21 protein-coding genes, 2 tRNA genes and 1 riboswitch are annotated in these 17626 nt (G+C 44.1%); of the genes, 3 read left to right on the forward strand and 20 right to left on the reverse strand.

Annotation, left to right across the window (positions count from 1 at the left end):
• Positions 1-2: 2 nt before the first annotated feature.
• The 11 genes from CEX98_RS01585 to orn form a co-directional block, all read right to left on the reverse strand.
• A complete protein-coding gene (locus CEX98_RS01585; RefSeq protein WP_099640393.1) occupies positions 3-482 on the reverse strand; it encodes a PilW family protein in 480 nt (159 codons plus the stop codon).
• Positions 482-901 (reverse strand): type IV pilus modification PilV family protein, encoded by a 420-nt coding sequence (locus CEX98_RS01590; RefSeq protein ID WP_099640394.1) that lies wholly within the window; start codon positions 899-901, stop codon positions 482-484. Before CEX98_RS01590 ends, CEX98_RS01585 begins: the two co-directional genes overlap by 1 nt.
• Positions 892-1350, reverse strand: a complete 459-nt coding sequence (locus tag CEX98_RS01595; protein WP_099640395.1) for a GspH/FimT family pseudopilin — start codon at positions 1348-1350, stop codon at positions 892-894. Before CEX98_RS01595 ends, CEX98_RS01590 begins: the two co-directional genes overlap by 10 nt.
• Positions 1337-1747 (reverse strand): type IV pilin protein, encoded by a 411-nt coding sequence (locus tag CEX98_RS01600; protein ID WP_099640396.1) that lies wholly within the window; start codon positions 1745-1747, stop codon positions 1337-1339. Before CEX98_RS01600 ends, CEX98_RS01595 begins: the two co-directional genes overlap by 14 nt.
• Before the next feature lie 431 nt (positions 1748-2178).
• The gene (rplI, locus tag CEX98_RS01605) at positions 2179-2631 is read right to left on the reverse strand and encodes a 50S ribosomal protein L9 (protein WP_099640397.1); all 453 of its coding nucleotides are present in this window, start codon (positions 2629-2631) and stop codon (positions 2179-2181) included.
• Between the two features lie 35 nt (positions 2632-2666).
• Positions 2667-2894, reverse strand: coding sequence for a 30S ribosomal protein S18 (rpsR, locus tag CEX98_RS01610; protein WP_002962753.1), 228 nt, complete (start codon positions 2892-2894; stop codon positions 2667-2669).
• 11 nt (positions 2895-2905) lie between these two features.
• Entirely contained in the window at positions 2906-3235 is a 330-nt protein-coding gene (gene priB, locus CEX98_RS01615) for a primosomal replication protein N (protein ID WP_099640398.1), read from the reverse strand.
• A gap of 38 nt (positions 3236-3273) precedes the next feature.
• A complete protein-coding gene (gene rpsF / locus CEX98_RS01620) occupies positions 3274-3615 on the reverse strand; it encodes a 30S ribosomal protein S6 (RefSeq protein WP_010368810.1) in 342 nt (113 codons plus the stop codon).
• Positions 3616-3821: 206 nt separating this feature from the next.
• Positions 3822-3897 (reverse strand) — tRNA-Gly (locus tag CEX98_RS01625).
• A 37-nt stretch (positions 3898-3934) separates the two neighbouring features.
• Positions 3935-4010: transfer RNA gene (locus CEX98_RS01630), tRNA-Gly, on the reverse strand.
• 247 nt (positions 4011-4257) lie between these two features.
• A complete protein-coding gene (orn, locus tag CEX98_RS01635) occupies positions 4258-4803 on the reverse strand; it encodes an oligoribonuclease (RefSeq protein WP_099640399.1) in 546 nt (181 codons plus the stop codon).
• Between the two features lie 161 nt (positions 4804-4964).
• Between orn and rsgA the strand changes: the two genes are divergently transcribed.
• Together rsgA and asd are read left to right on the forward strand one after the other, a co-directional pair.
• Positions 4965-6017, forward strand: a complete 1053-nt coding sequence (gene rsgA / locus CEX98_RS01640) for a small ribosomal subunit biogenesis GTPase RsgA (protein WP_099640400.1) — start codon at positions 4965-4967, stop codon at positions 6015-6017.
• Positions 6018-6103: 86 nt separating this feature from the next.
• The gene (gene asd, locus CEX98_RS01645) at positions 6104-6970 is read left to right on the forward strand and encodes an archaetidylserine decarboxylase (protein ID WP_099640401.1); all 867 of its coding nucleotides are present in this window, start codon (positions 6104-6106) and stop codon (positions 6968-6970) included.
• A 59-nt stretch (positions 6971-7029) separates the two neighbouring features.
• Here asd and CEX98_RS01650 read toward each other — a convergent pair whose 3' ends face one another.
• From CEX98_RS01650 to CEX98_RS01685, 8 genes are all read right to left on the reverse strand, one after another.
• On the reverse strand, positions 7030-7779 hold the full coding sequence (locus CEX98_RS01650; protein ID WP_099640402.1) for a HesA/MoeB/ThiF family protein: 750 nt from the start codon (positions 7777-7779) through the stop codon (positions 7030-7032).
• A complete protein-coding gene (thiE, locus tag CEX98_RS01655; protein ID WP_099640403.1) occupies positions 7772-9295 on the reverse strand; it encodes a thiamine phosphate synthase in 1524 nt (507 codons plus the stop codon). The genes CEX98_RS01650 and thiE overlap by 8 nt, the downstream gene beginning before the upstream one ends.
• Before the next feature lie 34 nt (positions 9296-9329).
• Positions 9330-10127 (reverse strand): thiazole synthase, encoded by a 798-nt coding sequence (locus tag CEX98_RS01660; protein ID WP_099640404.1) that lies wholly within the window; start codon positions 10125-10127, stop codon positions 9330-9332.
• 2 nt (positions 10128-10129) lie between these two features.
• The gene (gene thiS, locus CEX98_RS01665) at positions 10130-10327 is read right to left on the reverse strand and encodes a sulfur carrier protein ThiS (RefSeq protein WP_099640405.1); all 198 of its coding nucleotides are present in this window, start codon (positions 10325-10327) and stop codon (positions 10130-10132) included.
• Complete coding sequence (locus tag CEX98_RS01670; RefSeq protein WP_099640406.1) at positions 10324-11337, reverse strand: FAD-dependent oxidoreductase; 1014 nt, start codon at positions 11335-11337, stop codon at positions 10324-10326. The genes thiS and CEX98_RS01670 overlap by 4 nt, the downstream gene beginning before the upstream one ends.
• A gap of 58 nt (positions 11338-11395) precedes the next feature.
• Positions 11396-13348, reverse strand: coding sequence for a phosphomethylpyrimidine synthase ThiC (gene thiC, locus CEX98_RS01675; protein WP_099640407.1), 1953 nt, complete (start codon positions 13346-13348; stop codon positions 11396-11398).
• A gap of 117 nt (positions 13349-13465) precedes the next feature.
• Positions 13466-13597, reverse strand: a riboswitch (TPP riboswitch).
• Positions 13598-13663: 66 nt separating this feature from the next.
• On the reverse strand, positions 13664-14083 hold the full coding sequence (locus CEX98_RS01680; protein ID WP_099640408.1) for an META domain-containing protein: 420 nt from the start codon (positions 14081-14083) through the stop codon (positions 13664-13666).
• A 325-nt stretch (positions 14084-14408) separates the two neighbouring features.
• Positions 14409-14798, reverse strand: coding sequence for an acyl-CoA thioesterase (locus CEX98_RS01685; protein ID WP_099640409.1), 390 nt, complete (start codon positions 14796-14798; stop codon positions 14409-14411).
• Between the two features lie 112 nt (positions 14799-14910).
• Here CEX98_RS01685 and CEX98_RS01690 point away from each other — a divergent pair, with 112 nt between their 5' ends.
• The gene (locus CEX98_RS01690; protein ID WP_099640410.1) at positions 14911-16989 is read left to right on the forward strand and encodes a TonB-dependent receptor; all 2079 of its coding nucleotides are present in this window, start codon (positions 14911-14913) and stop codon (positions 16987-16989) included.
• 129 nt (positions 16990-17118) lie between these two features.
• Here CEX98_RS01690 and CEX98_RS01695 read toward each other — a convergent pair whose 3' ends face one another.
• The gene (locus tag CEX98_RS01695; protein ID WP_099640411.1) at positions 17119-17352 is read right to left on the reverse strand and encodes a hypothetical protein; all 234 of its coding nucleotides are present in this window, start codon (positions 17350-17352) and stop codon (positions 17119-17121) included.
• Positions 17353-17626 lie beyond the last annotated feature (274 nt).

Below are 17626 nucleotides of genomic sequence, written 5' to 3' on the forward strand. Positions count from 1 at the left end.
TATTAGCTACCTAATCCAGCGTAAAAATTCATTTGTATGCCTGCACCATACTGCGGTGGAAAACTACTACCTTGTATTGTTACTGTGATTAGCTGACCATCAATGGCAAACGCTAATCCTGTAACCCCTTTTAATAAATTAATGTCTCCGCTTCCACGGTTACACACTAAATACTCACCTTGTAAAAAATAACGTTCGGTATAGTTAGCTGACGGAACGCTACCATCACAAGCAGGTACTCCCGCCAACTGCTCTATGAGAATATCTGTCGCAGACACAGTAGGCAGGATCTGTGTCTGCTTTATGCTGCGCATCATTACTCGGTTGGTATAGCGAATAATTTCTTGAGATGTCGCAAGCTGCTGACTTGTCGTGACTGTCTCTTTTATTGAGGTGTATGAAGCCGCTATTCCCGAAACCAGTATTAAACCAACCACCATCGCGACCATCAGTTCAAGTAAGGTATAGCCTTTATGCTGCATTAGCTTCCTCCTGGTGGTGCTGAGCAAGTGTCTATAACACTGGGATAGCTAGCTGTTAAAGAAATCTGATTCTCCGCGGGGTTACTCAGCCGTTTGTCCTGCCAGCTTACGGTTATTTGCATATTATGACTGTAAGTGGCTGGCAAGATGAGCGTAAAGCGATCATCTATAGGCTGTACCTGCTGCATCAGCGGATTATTTTGTGTCATATCGTTGTTGTTATGCTGTAATTCACACAATAACGGCCATATCCGCTCAATGGCATTTTGCCCATGTACCAGCGCCATTGTGTAGTGGAAGCTGTTAGACGCAAACTGTAATGACTTTAATTGCGTTGCAGCAAGTCCAAGCAGCATTAATCCGGCGACTAACATAGACACCACCACTTCAATTAGTGAAAAGCCTTTATTTAACTGCAATTTTGTTCCGCCTCAGCTAACCAGCTTTGACCGCTGACCAATACACACAACCGATAATCCTGCGTATCTGTAATCTTGTCTGTGATCAGAATATTATTGGTTGCAAGCACTTCTCCACTCTCGCGCACAAGTTGATCAGTCAAAGCAACTTCTATTGAGCTATGCTTGATGGTAAAGCGGCTCACTTCTGTTAGTTGCCCATTCTCATTGGTTTTAACAACCCAATCACCATCCTCAACAACCAACGACACTTGCTGTTCACGCTTTACCGCCTCACTGCGAGCAAGACGAAAAATAGCCTGTAACTCATTGGCATGCGTGGTTATTCTGTCTTGCTGGATCTGTTTAATAAAACTAGGTGCCGCAATAGCAGCTAAAATGGCTAGTATCGCCATTGCAATAAGCAGTTCTAGTAACGTGAACCCGGCTCGTTTATTACCAACACTCATTGTTATTCGGTCCTTGGCTGCCTTGATGGTTGATGCTCAACACACCACATCGATCCGTCGCTTGTGCTTTTCCCACAATAGGAGTCGCTGTAAGTTGGTAACTCAAATTACGATATTGACCAACCGCACCATTAGGCTTATCGGCGGGAATATATTTAAAGGTATAAAACTCTGACTGAGGTAAATTGGGTATTAACGCGGCATCTGGATAACCTCCATTGCGACTATAAATGCGCTCTATTACAGCAGCAGTCTCTAGTAACTGCTGCTGAGCTTGAGAGCGATGTGCATCTTGGACGTACTGGATATAAGACGGATAAGCAAAACTCGCCGTAATCGCCACAATGGCAACCGCAATTAATAGCTCTGTTAGCGTAAAGCCTTTATTACTAAACATTATTTATTCCACCACTAAATTGATAGCGCTGTCATTTTATTACCTTATGACAGATTAAGACAAAGAAAAGGCCGAGCCTATAATATGTAAACATAACATGAAGCGATAGTTTCTAAAAAGGAAACCTATTACATCACATTACAGCCGTACTACCTTTTGATTTAAGGCAAACTTTGAGCGAGAGGATCATCCATGTCACACCTTAAATTGGTATGAATAAGATTATTATTATGATTTTCTTTGAAGGGTTACTTAATTTACTTAAAGCCTTGAATACGATTAAAGCCCATACTTGTGCGCGCAACATGCTAAGCGTGAATGGCGACGGTTAAATAGCACTTTGCTATTCGAAATATCGGTTATTCTAGGTAAATTAAGTGAATAAAAAGCCGTGTATAAAAATACACGGCTTTTTTAAGCTCAATTAAAAATTAAGCTTCAGCAATTACGATTACTTTGATCGTAGCTGTAACGTCAGAGTGTACTTGGATAGCTACGTCGAACTCGCCAGTCTCACGGATAGTACCTAGAGGTAGACGAACTTCTGACTTAGATACCTCAACACCTACTGCAGAGATAGCATCAGCAATATCGCGAGTACCGATAGAACCGAATAGCTTACCTTCGTCACCCGCTTTAGAAACTAGAGTTACTTCAGCTAGTGCTTCTAGTTTTTCAGCGCGTGCCTGTGCAGCAACTAGCTCTTCAGCGATTTTCGCTTCAAGCTCAGCGCGACGTGCTTCGAAAGTTTCAATGTTAGCTTTAGTTGCAGGAACTGCTTTGCCCTTAGGGAATAAGAAGTTACGTGCGAAGCCAGATTTAACATTAACCTGATCACCTAGGCTACCTAGGTTTGCAATTTTGTCTAGTAGAATAACTTGCATGTCTCTACACCTTTTAAAAACTAGTAATCAGCTGCTTACTTGTGTAAGTCAGTGTATGGAAGAAGGGCTAGGTAGCGAGCACGCTTAATAGCAGTTGCTAGCTGACGCTGGTATTTAGCGCTAGTACCTGTGATACGGCTAGGTACGATTTTGCCACTTTCTGTTACATAGTTTCTAAGAGTAGCCAGATCTTTGTAATCAATTTGTTGTACGCCTTCCGCTTTGAAACGGCAGAACTTACGACGTCTGAAATAACGTGCCATGAGTAATTTCCTCAATTAATTCTTTCAATATGTTGTGCGTGCAATACCAGCTGACTCAAGCCATTTCGGCTCTCGTGGCGATTTAAAAAACCGCGAACTTGTAATGCTTGCCCAACGTATAAATGCTCTGTTTGGTCTCGGAACTGTTCTCCACTGGCAACCACTTGAATACGCACATAGGCATTTCTAGTAAGGTCAGCCTCTAATTGCATTGATTTGTGCTCAAGTACAAATATGCAATGCGGGATCCCAGCTGGGCTTTGACTAAATTTAGGTGTTTTACAAATCACGCCCGAAAGCAGATATTGATTGGTATACAGGTCAACCTGAGTACTCACCATTACCTCGAAAGGTTAGTCAAATCCGAAATCAACAACGATTAAGCAGAAGCTGCTTCTTTTTTCTCTTCTTTTGCAAGAGGAGACGCTTCAGTTACTGCATTTTTAGTACGCATAACTAGGTTACGAAGCACTGCATCGTTGTAGCGGAAAGAAGTTTCAAGCTCGTTGATTACTTCAGTTGGTGCTTCAACGTTCAATAGAACATAGTGTGCTTTGTGAAGCTTCTCGATTGGGTAAGCCAGTTGACGACGACCCCAGTCTTCTAGACGGTGAATAGTACCGCCAGCTTCAGTGATAGCACCAGTATAACGCTCGATCATACCAGGTACTTGCTCACTTTGGTCTGGGTGAACCATGAATACGATTTCGTAATGACGCATGGATATTCCTTACGGTTAGTATAGCCTTGTCCCGTTTCGGCCAGTCGGGGTAAGGCAAGGAACGATAATAGTAGGGCCGAAAGAGCGCGTATTTTACGTGTAGCGCTAAAATTAAGCAATCAGTTTATTGCAAAAAATTGGTGGAATATGTTTGTATTTTAAAAGGAGATAAAAAGTGCTTGAAGAATATAGATATTTAGAGAAGTTGGAGCGGCACACGAGGTTCGAACTCGTGACCTCGACCTTGGCAAGGTCGCGCTCTACCAGCTGAGCTAGTGCCGCATCACATTTTTTAGTTTATACACCTAAAGTAAGTGTTTGGAGCGGCACACGAGGTTCGAACTCGTGACCTCGACCTTGGCAAGGTCGCGCTCTACCAGCTGAGCTAGTGCCGCATTCCATAGTTAGCTCTGAATTTGTCGATAACTAAGCAAGGTCGCGTTAATTACCTACTGCAGCTGAGCTAGTGCCGCATTCCATAGTTAGCTCATTATGTTGTCGGTAACTACGCAAGGTCGCGATGATTACCTACTGCAGCTGAGCTAGAGCTGCGTTGTAATAACACTCAAAACACCCCGCAGGGCTTGTCGTCTCAAGCGGGGCAGGATTCTACAAGATAAAATTTGCTTTGCAAGTATTTTTTTAGACTTTGAAGAATTTTTCTTGATAAACCTTTAATTCCATAATGGAATCTTTGATGTCATCTAAAGCCAAGTGAGAGCTTTTCTTTTTGATCTCACCTAGTAACTCAGGCTTCCAGCGTCTCGCTAGCTCTTTTATCGTGCTCACATCTAGATTGCGATAATGAAAGTAAGCTTCAAGCTCTGGCATATATTTATTGAGGAATCGACGGTCTTGTCCAATGGAGTTACCGCACATTGGTGAAGCACCTGGCGGCACCCACTCTTTTAAGAAGTCCAACGTCTGCTTGATTGCATCTGCTTCTGTGAATTTACTCGCTTTACAACGATCGGTTAGACCTGAACGACCATGCTGGTTAGTACACCATTCGTCCATTCCATCAAGAAGCGCATTGCTTTGATGAATTGCCACCACAGGACCTTCAGCTAAAATATTGAGATCACCATCTGTTATCACCGTCGCGATTTCTAAGATTTTATCTGTTTTTGGTTCTAGCCCCGTCATCTCGAGATCGAGCCAGATCAAGTTTGATTCATGAAAAGACATACATTACCTTAGCGGTACTTTCCTTTAGATCCAATGCAATTAGATATATCATATTAGTTTAAACACTCGACCTAAAGCTTTTTTTACCATGCACGGCGTTTTATTGATTTATAGCCTAAATTTAAACGCTCTGCACGCCAAAGCTTAAACAGATTATAAACATGGCAAAGAAAAAGAAACTCAGTAAGGGCCAATCTCGTCGGATTAGAGCCAATCATCAGAAGCGTATCGATAAAGCTAAAGGTACTGAAAACTCTGATGTTTCATGGCAAAACGACAACCTAGGGCCAACAGAATCCGCAGTGGTTATTAGCCGCTTCGGGCAACATGCGGATATAGAAACCGCAGAACAAGAAGTTTTGCGTTGTAATATTCGCCGCACCGTAACTAGCTTAGTTTGCGGTGACGAAGTCATTTTTCGTCGTGCCAAGGTCAGTGATGGCGACCTAGCCGGTGTAATTGAAGCAGTGCATGAAAGGCGCACACAACTTACTCGCCCCGACTTTTATGATGGCGTAAAAGTAGTCGCCGCAAATATTGATCAGATTTTAATGGTATCAGCCGTAGTGCCTGAGTTTACGCCACAGATAATCGACCGCTATTTGGTTGCCTGTGAAGACATGGGTATCGAGCCAATTTTATTACTAAACAAAATTGACTTACTCGACCAAGAAAGCTTGGAGTACGTTGATGACGTACTAGATATCTACCGTGAGCTTGGTTACCGAGTGCTGTTAGTCAGTACTAAGTCTGGTGAGGGCATTGATGAGCTAAAACACTTATTGGAAGATAAAAATAATATTTTTGTTGGCCAATCTGGTGTCGGTAAATCAACGCTGGTCAATACTGTGCTCCCAAATGCCGACATCCTTACCAAAGAGGTGTCAGAAAACAGCGGGTTAGGTCAGCATACAACAACCGTGTCGCGCTTACATCACCTCCCTTCTGGCGGAAACTTAATTGATAGCCCTGGGATCCGTGAGTTTGGTTTATGGCACCTTGAAGTTGAACGAGTTACGTGGTGCTTTAAAGAGTTCAGAGAATTTATTGGCGGCTGCCGCTTCAGAGATTGTAAACACCTCAATGATCCAGGGTGCCTAATCCAAGAAGCTGTCGATGAAGGAAAAATCAGCGAACTGCGCTTTGAAAGCTACCATCGTATTTTAGAATCGATGGCGGACGGTCGCGCAGGTGCGCGCGCGCCGAGAGTCTGATAATATTTGCTAAATTGGCTCAATCAGTTGAGCCCAACTGTCACTGAGTACCTTAGTGATAAGACTACAATTAGGAATTGTTAAAAGTGAATTTGGATAAACTAAAAATTGCCATGCAATATGCATTACCTAAACATGCGGTTTCTCGTTTGGTTGGTAAACTTGCCGCAGCAGAAGCAGGGGCATTAACAACAAAGCTCATTAAGTTGTTTATCAAACAATATAAAATCGACATGAGTGAGGCACTGCACGAAGATCCAGCTCACTACAAAACCTTTAATGAGTTTTTTACACGCCCACTAAAACCGGGGATCCGCCCACTGGTTGAAGATCAAGATATTTTGGCACATCCCGTTGACGGTGCAATCAGCCAACTAGGCGATGTTGTCGATGGCCAGATCATCCAAGCTAAAGGCCACAACTATAGTTTACAGACTTTACTTGGTGGTAAAGAGGAAGACTTTACGCCTTACATTGGCGGTAAGTTCGCAACAATTTATTTAGCGCCAAAAGATTATCACCGTATTCATATGCCTATTGATGGCACACTTCGTAAAATGATCTACGTGCCAGGTGACTTGTTCTCTGTAAACCCGTTAACTGCGCAAAATGTACCTAACCTATTTGCGCGTAACGAGCGTGTAGTGGCTATTTTCGATACTGAAATCGGTCCACTATCGATGGTGTTAGTAGGCGCAACCATCGTTGCCAGCATTGAAACCATATGGGCTGGTACGGTAACCCCACCGGCAGGTCGTGATGTATTTACATGGACTTACCCAGAAGCTGGTGACAATGCAATAAAGTTGAAAAAGGGCGAAGAGATGGGTCGCTTCAAACTAGGCTCTACTGTGATCTTAGCATGGGGCGCTGACAAAGCAGACTTCCTCGACGGCCAAAACCCAGAAACGGTAACACGTATGGGCACGCCGTTTGCGAAAATGGCAGATTAATACCCATTGAATTAATTTTATAATCAATTTGATATAAATTATCCTGTTGTGGCTTGAAGCTACTTCAAACCACAACATTCGCATTCTGAGTTTTTAGTTAGCCTGTAAGGCTTTTGTTGTAAACTCAGACCATCCAAGACACTAAACAAACTGCCCTGATGGTGTCCAAGTAACACATTGATAGTCAATAACGCTTGTTGTGCACCAATAATCCCAAGTAACGGGCTGATCACACCAAAATTATCGCAGTTTTCTGTTGAGGCTTGTGAGTCCATCGGAAAAACACAAGCATAGCAAGGCGACTCGGCTCTAAAATCAAAACACATTAGCTGGCCTTGCGTAGCAATCGCAGCCCCTGCGATCAGAACCTTATTGGCAGCACGACAATACGCATTCAATAAATAGCGCGTATTAAAGTTATCACTGCAATCTAAGACTATATCGGCCTCATTGAGTAACTCTGCCACATTGTCTTGAGTCAAACGCGCATTAATTGGCGTGAGTGTTATCTCATTATTAAGACTTGCTAGCACTTTGCTCGCGGCCCGTGTTTTACCTTGCCCTAAGTGATTAATTTTATACAAGATTTGACGCTGTAAGTTAGACAATTCGACATCGTCATTATCAATAAAAGTTAGGCGACCAATACCGCTGGCCGCTAGATAAAACAGCGCCGGACTACCCAGCCCACCACACCCAACCACAGCAACATGAGCTTGCTTCAACATGAGCTGGCCTTGTTCACCAACCTCTTTTAACAGCAAATGGCGACTATACCTTAAGCGCTCTTTGTCACTCAGCTCAGTCATGCTTTGCCATAGCCTCTTTTAATTCAAGTACAGCTTGCTGTGGGTCTTGGGCTTCAGTAATTGCCCTTACCACAGCAATACTAGACACGCCTGTCGCAGCCACTTCCTGTGCTCGACTAAGATCAATACCGCCAATCGCGACTGTTGGATAGCAGCTTTGCATCAAAGGGACAAAGTGCCTCAGCTTTTCCAGCCCTTGGATTTGACCTGTCATGTCTTTGGTCGTAGTTGGGTAAATTGCACCAAAAGCCAAATAACTGGGGCGATAGTTATGTGCTCTGAGCATTTCATAAAAACCATGGGTAGACAGACCTAAGCGCAGCCCAGCTTCTTGGATGGCTACAAGATTAGCCTTATCGATATCTTCTTGGCCTAGATGAACGCCATAAGCGCCGTGTTTAATCGCTAACTGCCAATAGTCGTTAATAAATACCTTAGCATCGTATTTTTGTCCAAGTGCAATGGCAGTTTGTACTTCCGCTTCAAGATTAGCCTGCTCCGGATCTTTAATTCTTAACTGAACTGTATCGACCCCCATAGCCAGACATTTTTCCACCCAATCAGCGCTCTCTACCACAGCATAGAGCCCTATCGGATCATCAATGCTGGCAAAGCCTGCAGCAAAATTAAATTCCTCAGGTAATGCAAACTCTAGCTCATCAGCAAGCCAAGAGCCGGCTTCAATCACTTGTGGGTAGTCATTGAGTTCAACAGGGAACCCCGTGTGCGCCACAGGTCCAACTCCTTCACCATAACGTATCGCGGCTTTAAGCCCAGCATTGATATAAGCCTTTCCGAGAATAAAAGCATCTTTAAATGGATAGCCCTTGGCGATACAAGCCGCAATGACCGACGATAAACTGCACCCAGTACCATGGCTATGCGGTGTTTGAATTTTCTCATTGCCAAGCCAATACTCGGTATCTTCCGCTAGACCATAATCAATGCAGTAGCCTTTTGGGTAGTCCCAATGACCCCCTTTAATAATCACCGATTTTGCTCCAAACTCACGCAGCTTAGTGGCAGCCTCTTTTACCGCGTCAGGACCAATTAAGTAGACGCCGGTCAGCAGCTGAGTCTCGTGCGTATTAGGTGTGACGACATCCACCAGCGGTAGTAAATGGGTTTTTAGCGCATCCACCGTATCTTCTTCGGTTAATGAATCCCCGCTCGTCGCGATGGCAACAGGGTCATAAACCACGACTGGCGGTGTCGCCCATGTGGCTTTGTAATGGGTTAAATGCTCAGCAATGAGTTGGATCTGCTGCACATTGGCAAGCATACCAATCTTTATCACCGTTGCAGGCATATCTTGCGAAAGCGCCGTTAGCTGAGATTCAATAACCGTGGTAGAAATAGGGTTCAATGCCTCAACCCCTACGCTATTTTGCGCTGTCAACGCCGTTACTACGGTGCAACAATGAACATTAAAGCTCTGCGTTGCTTTGATATCAGCTTGAATACCAGCGCCGCCGCCAGAATCAGAACCCGCAATACTCCAAACGATGTGTGACAAAGAAAACTCCTTATGTAGTTATCCGCAATTCAAGTTAGTTTGCATGCCAAAAAGGCATTCCTAAGGTTGGCGTAGAGGGCGATGCTACCTCTTTTTGCGGCATCGCCTTTGCCAAATAAGACAAACGCCCTGCCACCGTGCTGGCTGCAAACGCTTTTGCCATGGTAATTGGACACCCAGCTCCCGCCACTGCAGAATTTAATAATACCGCATCATAACCCAGCTCTAGAGCTTGGCAAGCATGAGAAGGTAAGCCAAGTCCCGCATCGACAATCAAGGTTTGATGGGGCAAACGCGTGCGGATGGTTTGCAGGTTATATGGATTTAGCAGCCCTTTTCCCGTACCAATTGGTGCGCCCCAAGGCATTAAAACCTCACAACCAAGTGCATCTAAACGCTGACACAGCACCAAATCATCAGTGCAATAGGGCAACACCTTAAAACCGTCTTTTAGCAAAATCTCGGTCGCTTCGAGCAATGCGATTGGGTCTGGCTGCAAGTTATATTCATCACCAATGAGTTCAAGCTTAATCCAATCCGTGGCAAACACTTCGCGACACATCTGCGCCAAGGTCACCGCTTCTTTTACGCTATGACAACCAGCCGTGTTTGGTAAAACGCGCAAACCCATCTCTTTGATAAGGGACCAAAAATCATCACCTGCCTGCAGGGTTTGTTGACGCCTTAACGATACCGTGACAATCTCAGCCCCAGATGTTTTAATCGCAGCCTGCATCACCTCAGGAGAGGGATAAAGGGCCGAGCCAATTAGCATACGGCTAGTAAACTGCTCACCATAAATAGTGAGCTTGGTATCAGCCAAAGACTGCATGATTATCCCCCTTGAATGGGTGATAAGAGTTCAACCTTATCACCGTCGCTCAACGTTACGCTCGGCAGCTCAGTGCGAGAAACAAAAGTTCCATTCAACGCCACAGCAAAAGGAGGCTTAGCACCTCTGGCTTCAATAAATTCCTGAATGTTTTGCTCGCGGTTGAGATTAATCGTTTCGCCATTAAATTCGACTTTCATAATAACTCCTTAGATAACGCTTGCTTTACGATAAGCGGTGCCAGCAAATAACCGTGTCTGTATAGGCCATTGATACTGATCACATTACCTTGCTGTTCAATTTTGGGGTGATTGTCTTTAAACGCGGGCCTAAGCCCAGCTAATAAAGACAATACTCGCGCCTCGGCAAACCCACGATGAACTGAATAAGCAGCGGAGAGTAGTTCAAGTGTAGAGCGCACAGTTATCTCACCATTATCTTGCGACTCGATTTCCGTCGCACCAATAACAAACTGATGCTCCGGTTTTGGCGCAATGTAAATGGGATATCTTGGGTGCATCAAGCGTACTGGTCGAGTCAGTGTTACTTCTGGGGCATAAATTCTCGCCACTTCGCCACGCACACCACGAAGCCCATTACACGAAGCTTTAGCACCAAGGCCGCGACAATCAACTACCCAGTCATAGGCTTGACTAAGCCGCGCCTTTTGCGCTTCATCACAATGAACACCATAGTGAACTTTCACGCCGCGATTGCTGAGTGTTGTCGCACTACTTTGATAAAAGGCCTGATTATCAAGCTGTCCCTCACAGGGCAAATATAAACCTTGATGAAAAACTCCGCCAAGATCTGGCTCTAGTTGTGCGATCCGCTCACCGCTCACCGCTTCCGCGTGGTGGTCTTTTAGCGGTTTTAAGCGCTGCTGAAAACTCACTAAATCACCACGGTCTTGACCATGCGCCACAATCAGCGACCCTTGCTGCTGAAAAAAGACAGGTGTATCCAATTGCGCCAATAATTGAGGCCACAGCGCCATCGATTCCAGCCCCTGCTGCGCCAGGGCTTCATCGCATATCACAGACTCGGCCAATGGTGCTAACATAGCAGCTGCCACACTACCGGCTGAAGCCTCAGCCCCTTCCTTAGCCTGTTCAAACACGCTGATTTGATAACGCTCAGCAAGCATCAATGCGGCGATACGTCCGGTTAAGCCAAAACCCAAGATAGCAACTCTTGCTTGAGTAGACATAGCTACACTCCTAAAATTAGCCACCTGACGGGCATCAAGGTGGCTACGATGGGATGAGTTATAAGGCTTTGTGATAAAGCTCTGAGCCAGATTGCTTAAACTCTTCAGACTTTGCCTTCATCTCGGCTTCAACATCCACCATTTTAATGCTGATCTCTTCACCCACATTATTAGGGTCAATGCCTCGCGCTTCTAACTCTTTTGCATAGTCGCGTACATCTTGCGTGATCTTCATCGAGCAGAATTTGGGACCACACATAGAGCAGAAGTGAGCAACTTTGCCCGACTCTTGCGGCAAGGTCTCATCGTGATATTCACGAGCGCGCTGCGGATCTAGGCCCAAGTTAAACTGATCATGCCAACGGAACTCAAAACGTGCTTTAGACAAGGCATTGTCACGAACTTGAGCGCCAGGGTGTCCTTTTGCTAAATCTGCGGCATGCGCTGCGATCTTATAGGTGATCAAACCTTCTTTTACATCTTCTTTATTCGGTAAGCCTAAGTGCTCTTTTGGTGTGACATAACACAGCATGGCACAGCCATACCAGGCAATTTGCGCTGCACCGATCCCTGAAGTGAAATGGTCATAACCTGGGGCAATATCGGTTGTCAGTGGGCCAAGGGTATAAAATGGAGCTTCATCACAGTGTTTAAGCTGCTCTTCCATATTCTCTTTGATCATATGCATCGGCACGTGTCCTGGGCCCTCAATAAAGACCTGTACATCGTGCTTCCACGCAAGCTTAGTCAACTCCCCAAGGGTACGCAGTTCACTAAATTGTGCTTCATCATTGGCATCTGCAATAGAGCCTGGACGCAAGCCATCACCTAACGAGAAACAAACATCGTATTGCTTTAAAATTTCGCAAATATCTTCAAAGTGCGTGTAAAGGAAGTTTTCCTTGTGATGCGCTAAACACCACTTCGCCATGATTGAGCCACCACGAGACACTATGCCCGTCACTCGCTTTGCCGTCATCGGCACATAGCGCAGCAATACGCCGGCATGGATAGTAAAATAATCCACACCTTGCTCTGCTTGTTCAATCAAAGTGTCGCGGAAAATCTCCCACGTTAGGTCTTCGGCAACACCATTTACTTTTTCTAATGCTTGATAAATTGGTACTGTGCCAATTGGCACCGGAGAGTTGCGTACCACCCATTCGCGAGTTTCATGTATGTAACGGCCAGTAGACAGGTCCATCACGGTGTCAGCCCCCCAGCGAGTTGACCATACCATTTTTTCGACTTCTTCTTCGATAGAAGAAGTTACCGATGAATTACCAATATTAGCGTTAACTTTGACGAGGAAATTACGTCCGATGATCATCGGCTCGGTTTCTGGGTGATTGATGTTGTTTGGTAATACGGCGCGGCCACGGGCAATTTCATCACGCACAAACTCAGGCGTAATAAATTCAGGAATACTTGCCCCAAAGGATTGACCTTGATGTTGCTGCGCGAGGATCTCTTGCCGTAATTTGGCACGCCCCATATTCTCACGGATCGCAACATATTCCATTTCTGGTGTCACAATGCCTTGACGAGCGTAGTGCATTTGCGTGACATTTTTGCCAGCTTTAGCACGGCGAATTTTAGGTAGATGTTCAAAGCGGATATGATCGAGCCCCTCGTCCGCCATACGTTGCTGTGAAAACTGCGACGTCACCGACTCAAGCATTTCGGTATCATCGCGTTCGACTATCCATTGCTCTCGAAATTTAGGTAACCCAGCACGAACATCAATCGCTACTTCCGGATCAGTATATGGGCCCGAGGTATCGTATACACGAATGGGGTCGTTTGACTCAAACACAGGGTTTTCTTCGCTGCCACCAACAAACGAATCACTGAGTGTGATTTCACGCATACCTACACGTACGCCTGCTTGTTCACCCTCAACATACACTTTGTGGGAGTTGGGGAAAGGTTGACCTTGAAGGTTATGGATAAATTCCGCCGCGGCTGCTCGCGCTTCACGACGACTTAGCTTGCTACTATTGTTTGACATGACGTTCCTCTTACTTTCATCAAAGGTGTCTTGTCAGATCTCCAAAAGGAGCGAGACGAGGATGGTCCTCGGGTAAGGTGGATAGCAATAAACCACTATTGCTACAGACAAACGCAGCGCGTTTGCTGTCTTGTTCCCTACGCAGGCATTAACCTGATCAGGTCCACGGATCCCGCAAAAATGCGATCTCAGCCTGAATTATTAGCAGCTTTTTTGCTGTAAAAATTCGAGGCACTCCGACAAGTAACGAATTAGCGTCAGTCTACTTGCTTACCTAAATACCTGCAAGTCCTGACCTAATAATAGTTTTTGGTGTTACTGTTTAATAAAAGTAAACTGCGGTTTCCCTTTTAAGGTCAATTGATTAGCAACTAGATCAAGTGCTACACCAATTTGTAATTGGTTAATTAGCTGTGCCTCAACCTTAGCCACTTCCTCACCACAATATTTGCGTGTCATCCCTAAGTTCTTTACTTTCAATTGTCCTTCGATCACTTCTCCTTCACCAAAGAAGCGATTGCACCCCGCAAATCCATTAACCTGCAATGCATCGATAAAGCGCAGCTCAATCGGCATGCTAGCAACGCTAGACTCAATGTTTAATTGCGCAACATTTTGGCCATTTATGCTTTGTAACTGCCACGCGGAATACTTTAATACGTTAGTGTCTACCTTCCCTGTTGAGACACATCCACTAAGCGCAATAACTGCGCAAATTATGCTGATGAATTTCATGGTAAACCATCTATTTTATGCCCTACAATTATTATAACGTTTTAAGACATAAAAATTGCAGTAAAATTCTGTAAAAATAACCCAATTGAATAGCTAATCATCACTGCATTTACATATTTTTGTATTTAACCTGAGGTTTGGATAAGGAATGCGCTAACTCATTGTCTTTAAAATCGCATTAAATTATTTCCTTATCTAGCCAGAGAGTTTTAGGGATAACTAGGCGAATTTACGCACCAATAGCTGGCTATTGGAAGTGAATTCAACGCAGCTAGCGTTAAAACTGGATGCTAGAAAGGCATTAATTATCCGAAGCTCAAGTTATTTAGCTAAATAAATGGGTGATCGCCTCGGGTAAAAATGGTCTACCACGTTCATTTACCGACGTTCCTGTCACGACAGCATCTAACATCAGCTTGTTATCGTGCGCTCGAATAACCCTTTGCTTAAATGCAAACTTAACTCGACTCTCTCGCTGCAGCTCAACTTCCACATAAAAAGCATCTCCAGGGCGCAATGAATCTTTATAATTCATTTCACTACGGATCACGACTAAGTTCACTTTTTGTTCGGCAAGGGCTGCAAAGTCAACGTTCTTTGCCAACAGGAACTCATGCCTTGCATGCTCAAGATAATTAAAATAGACACTATTATTTACAATCCCTTGAAGATCGCACTCATAGTCTCTTACTTTAAAATCAACCTTAAAACTCATCTTAACTCCACGCGTATTTAAATTTACTGGCTAACATATAACATAATTTCACTGTTAACTGGTCTGGCTTTTGATAAACTGTGCCCAATTAAAAATGGGACAAAGATTAAGCATGAAGTTAAAACTCTCTACGATCACCTTGGCATTGCTGCCATTTTTCTCTCATCAAACACTTGCCGACGATAACATTGAAACAATCGTGGTTACTGGCGATTTTCAAAACGAAACCATCCAAACCTTAAGCGCCAGTGCTTCAGTGGTTGATGACTTGACCATTAACAAACGTGGAGCACAATATTTAGATGAAATCTTAGGTGCCACCGCCAATGTTAACTTTACTGCCGGTGCTTCTCGTGGTCGCTTTATGCAGATCCGTGGTGTTGGTTTACGCTCACAGTTTGTTGATCCTATTTATCCCAGCGTTGGCTTATTGATTGACGGCATCAACTATTCTGGGTTAGGCGCAAGTGCACTCCTATTTGATACAGAGTCAGTGGTTGTCTACCGCGGACCTCAAGGAACTAAGTTTGGTTCTGATGCATTGGCAGGGATCGTTGAAGTAAATACTCAAGCTGCAACAACTGCACCATCATTAAAATTAAAACTCGGTGCCGGTAACTATGGTAGCTATGAAGCAGGGCTGGCAGCAGGCACAGGGCTGAGTAACAACACGTCTGCCCGCGTGAGTCTTTATCAACGCGAATCCGATGGCTATGTAGATAACCTTTATTTAAATAAATCGACGCAATCACAAGATGAGCAAGTAGCCAGAGTAAAACTCAACTCTCAAGTTAGTGATAGCCTAGCACTTGAGTTTGCTTACCATCATATCAATACTAACAATGGCTACGACGGTTTTACTTTAGACAATACACGTAACAGCGTTGCAGATGAACCAGGGCAAGATAATCTAGAGTCCGATGCGTTTTCTTTACGTGGATTTTATACTCGCCCAGATCTGTTTAATGTTGAATTTAAGGTTTCGGGACTAGACGCTGATACACTGTACAGCTTCGATGAAGACTGGGTGTGTAATGACCCGAGCAAGCCTGCGCTATGTGCTGCTGGATTACACCCAGAGGGATACAGCTCAACAGACGCTTATGAACGTAGTTACGACAAAGGCGACATTGAATTTTTAATCAAAGACAAAGAAAACGATTGGGTTTTTGGCTTTTTTGCTAAACGAAATGATGTTGATTTAACTCGCCGTTATACTTGGCTTGCTGCACCATTTACGTCGGCTTATTCAGTAGAAAGCAAAGCCGTGTTTGGTCAATATGTACATCACCTATCTGATAAAACTCGCCTGATCGGTGGCCTTCGCGCAGAGCAATACGACGCCGACTATCTAGATAGCAATGGCTTTACCATCGAAACCGATGATTTAATGTGGGGCGGAAAGGTTGCACTTGAATATCAAGTAGTGCCTCGTACTATGATTTATACCAGCCTAAGCCGTGGTTATAAGGTGGGTGGCGTAAACGGTGAAGCACTGGCAAAAGCAAAAGATGAAGGCTTAAATATTCCTGTGGAACATCATTATTTTGATCCAGAATATGTTTGGAATGCTGAATTTGGCGTTAAAGGTGAATCAAAAGATAAACGCCACCTTGTGCGTGTCACGGCATTTTATATGCAACGTGATGATATTCAGCTAAAACAGTGGCAAGTTTCTAATCAGCAATTTGCAGGTTACATCGACAATGCCAGTGAAGGTAGTAACTATGGTTTAGAGCTAGAAGGTGATTTCCAATATACCGAACGCCTTGGCTTTAGTTATAGTGCTGGTTACTTAGAGACAGAAGTTGAAGATTTTGTTGCGGCAAGTGGTGTTAGCCTTGATGGCCGAGACCAAGCACAAGCGCCAAACTATCAATATTCCTTTGCCGTAAATTATGAACTTATCGATAATCTGGTGGTTGAGTTGGGCATTGAAGGGAAAGACAACTATTACCTCTCGGATAGCCACAACGAGCAAGCGCGCAATCATAACCTGATCAACGCAAGCTTAAGTTACTATGGTAACAATTGGTCTTTAACGGCATGGGGCAGAAACCTCGCGGATGAAGACATTGTAGTGCGTGGCTTTAGGTTTGGTAATAACCCATTGGATGGGTGGCAAGAGCATACTTATGTGCAATACGGCGAGCCACGAGTATATGGGTTAAGTTTTACATACGAACTGTAAGTCACCCCTCTCTTTGTAGCAGCCATGCACTGGCTGCTTCGCTGATAGTGTTTATAAGGTAAAAAAGGGGAAGCGTAAAATCAGGCTAAACGCTCCCCCCTCACCGCAAAACTCAAAAGCAATTATTTGTTATTCCATGCTTGGGGCACTGGAATACACTAACTCAACCAGATTATTCATCGTCTTTGATTTTTGCATGTAAGCCTTTTCCATATGTGCAAGCTCCTGCAACTCAAACAAGGTGGTTTCCACCAACGCTAACCATTTGGTTGTGGTGTCTGGCACCTCGTCATGCTGCTTTGTTGCTTTTTTCAGTGCATCATAATAAATCGTTAAGTCTTGATATTGGCGTAGATAATCCATATTGCTCTCCAACATTCACTTTATTTCACACTAAAGTAACAAAAGCTTCGGGTAAAAATCTGCGCGAAGAAATAAATTTAATAATTCTTTAAATAAATCAATTGACGACTATATAAACTCACGATCTACGCATCTTATTTGCTTCGCACAAAAAATCATACGAAGGGTAATTAAATGCAACAAAATATTCATTTTTAAACTCAATAGACTTGAAAAAGAAATTTTCTTATATAGACTTGCGTTTACTATTTAGATACAAAAATGCAACTTGGTT

It is taken from the genome of Pseudoalteromonas piscicida, from assembly GCF_002744175.1.
Taxonomy (GTDB): Bacteria; Pseudomonadota; Gammaproteobacteria; order Enterobacterales; family Alteromonadaceae; genus Pseudoalteromonas; species Pseudoalteromonas piscicida_B.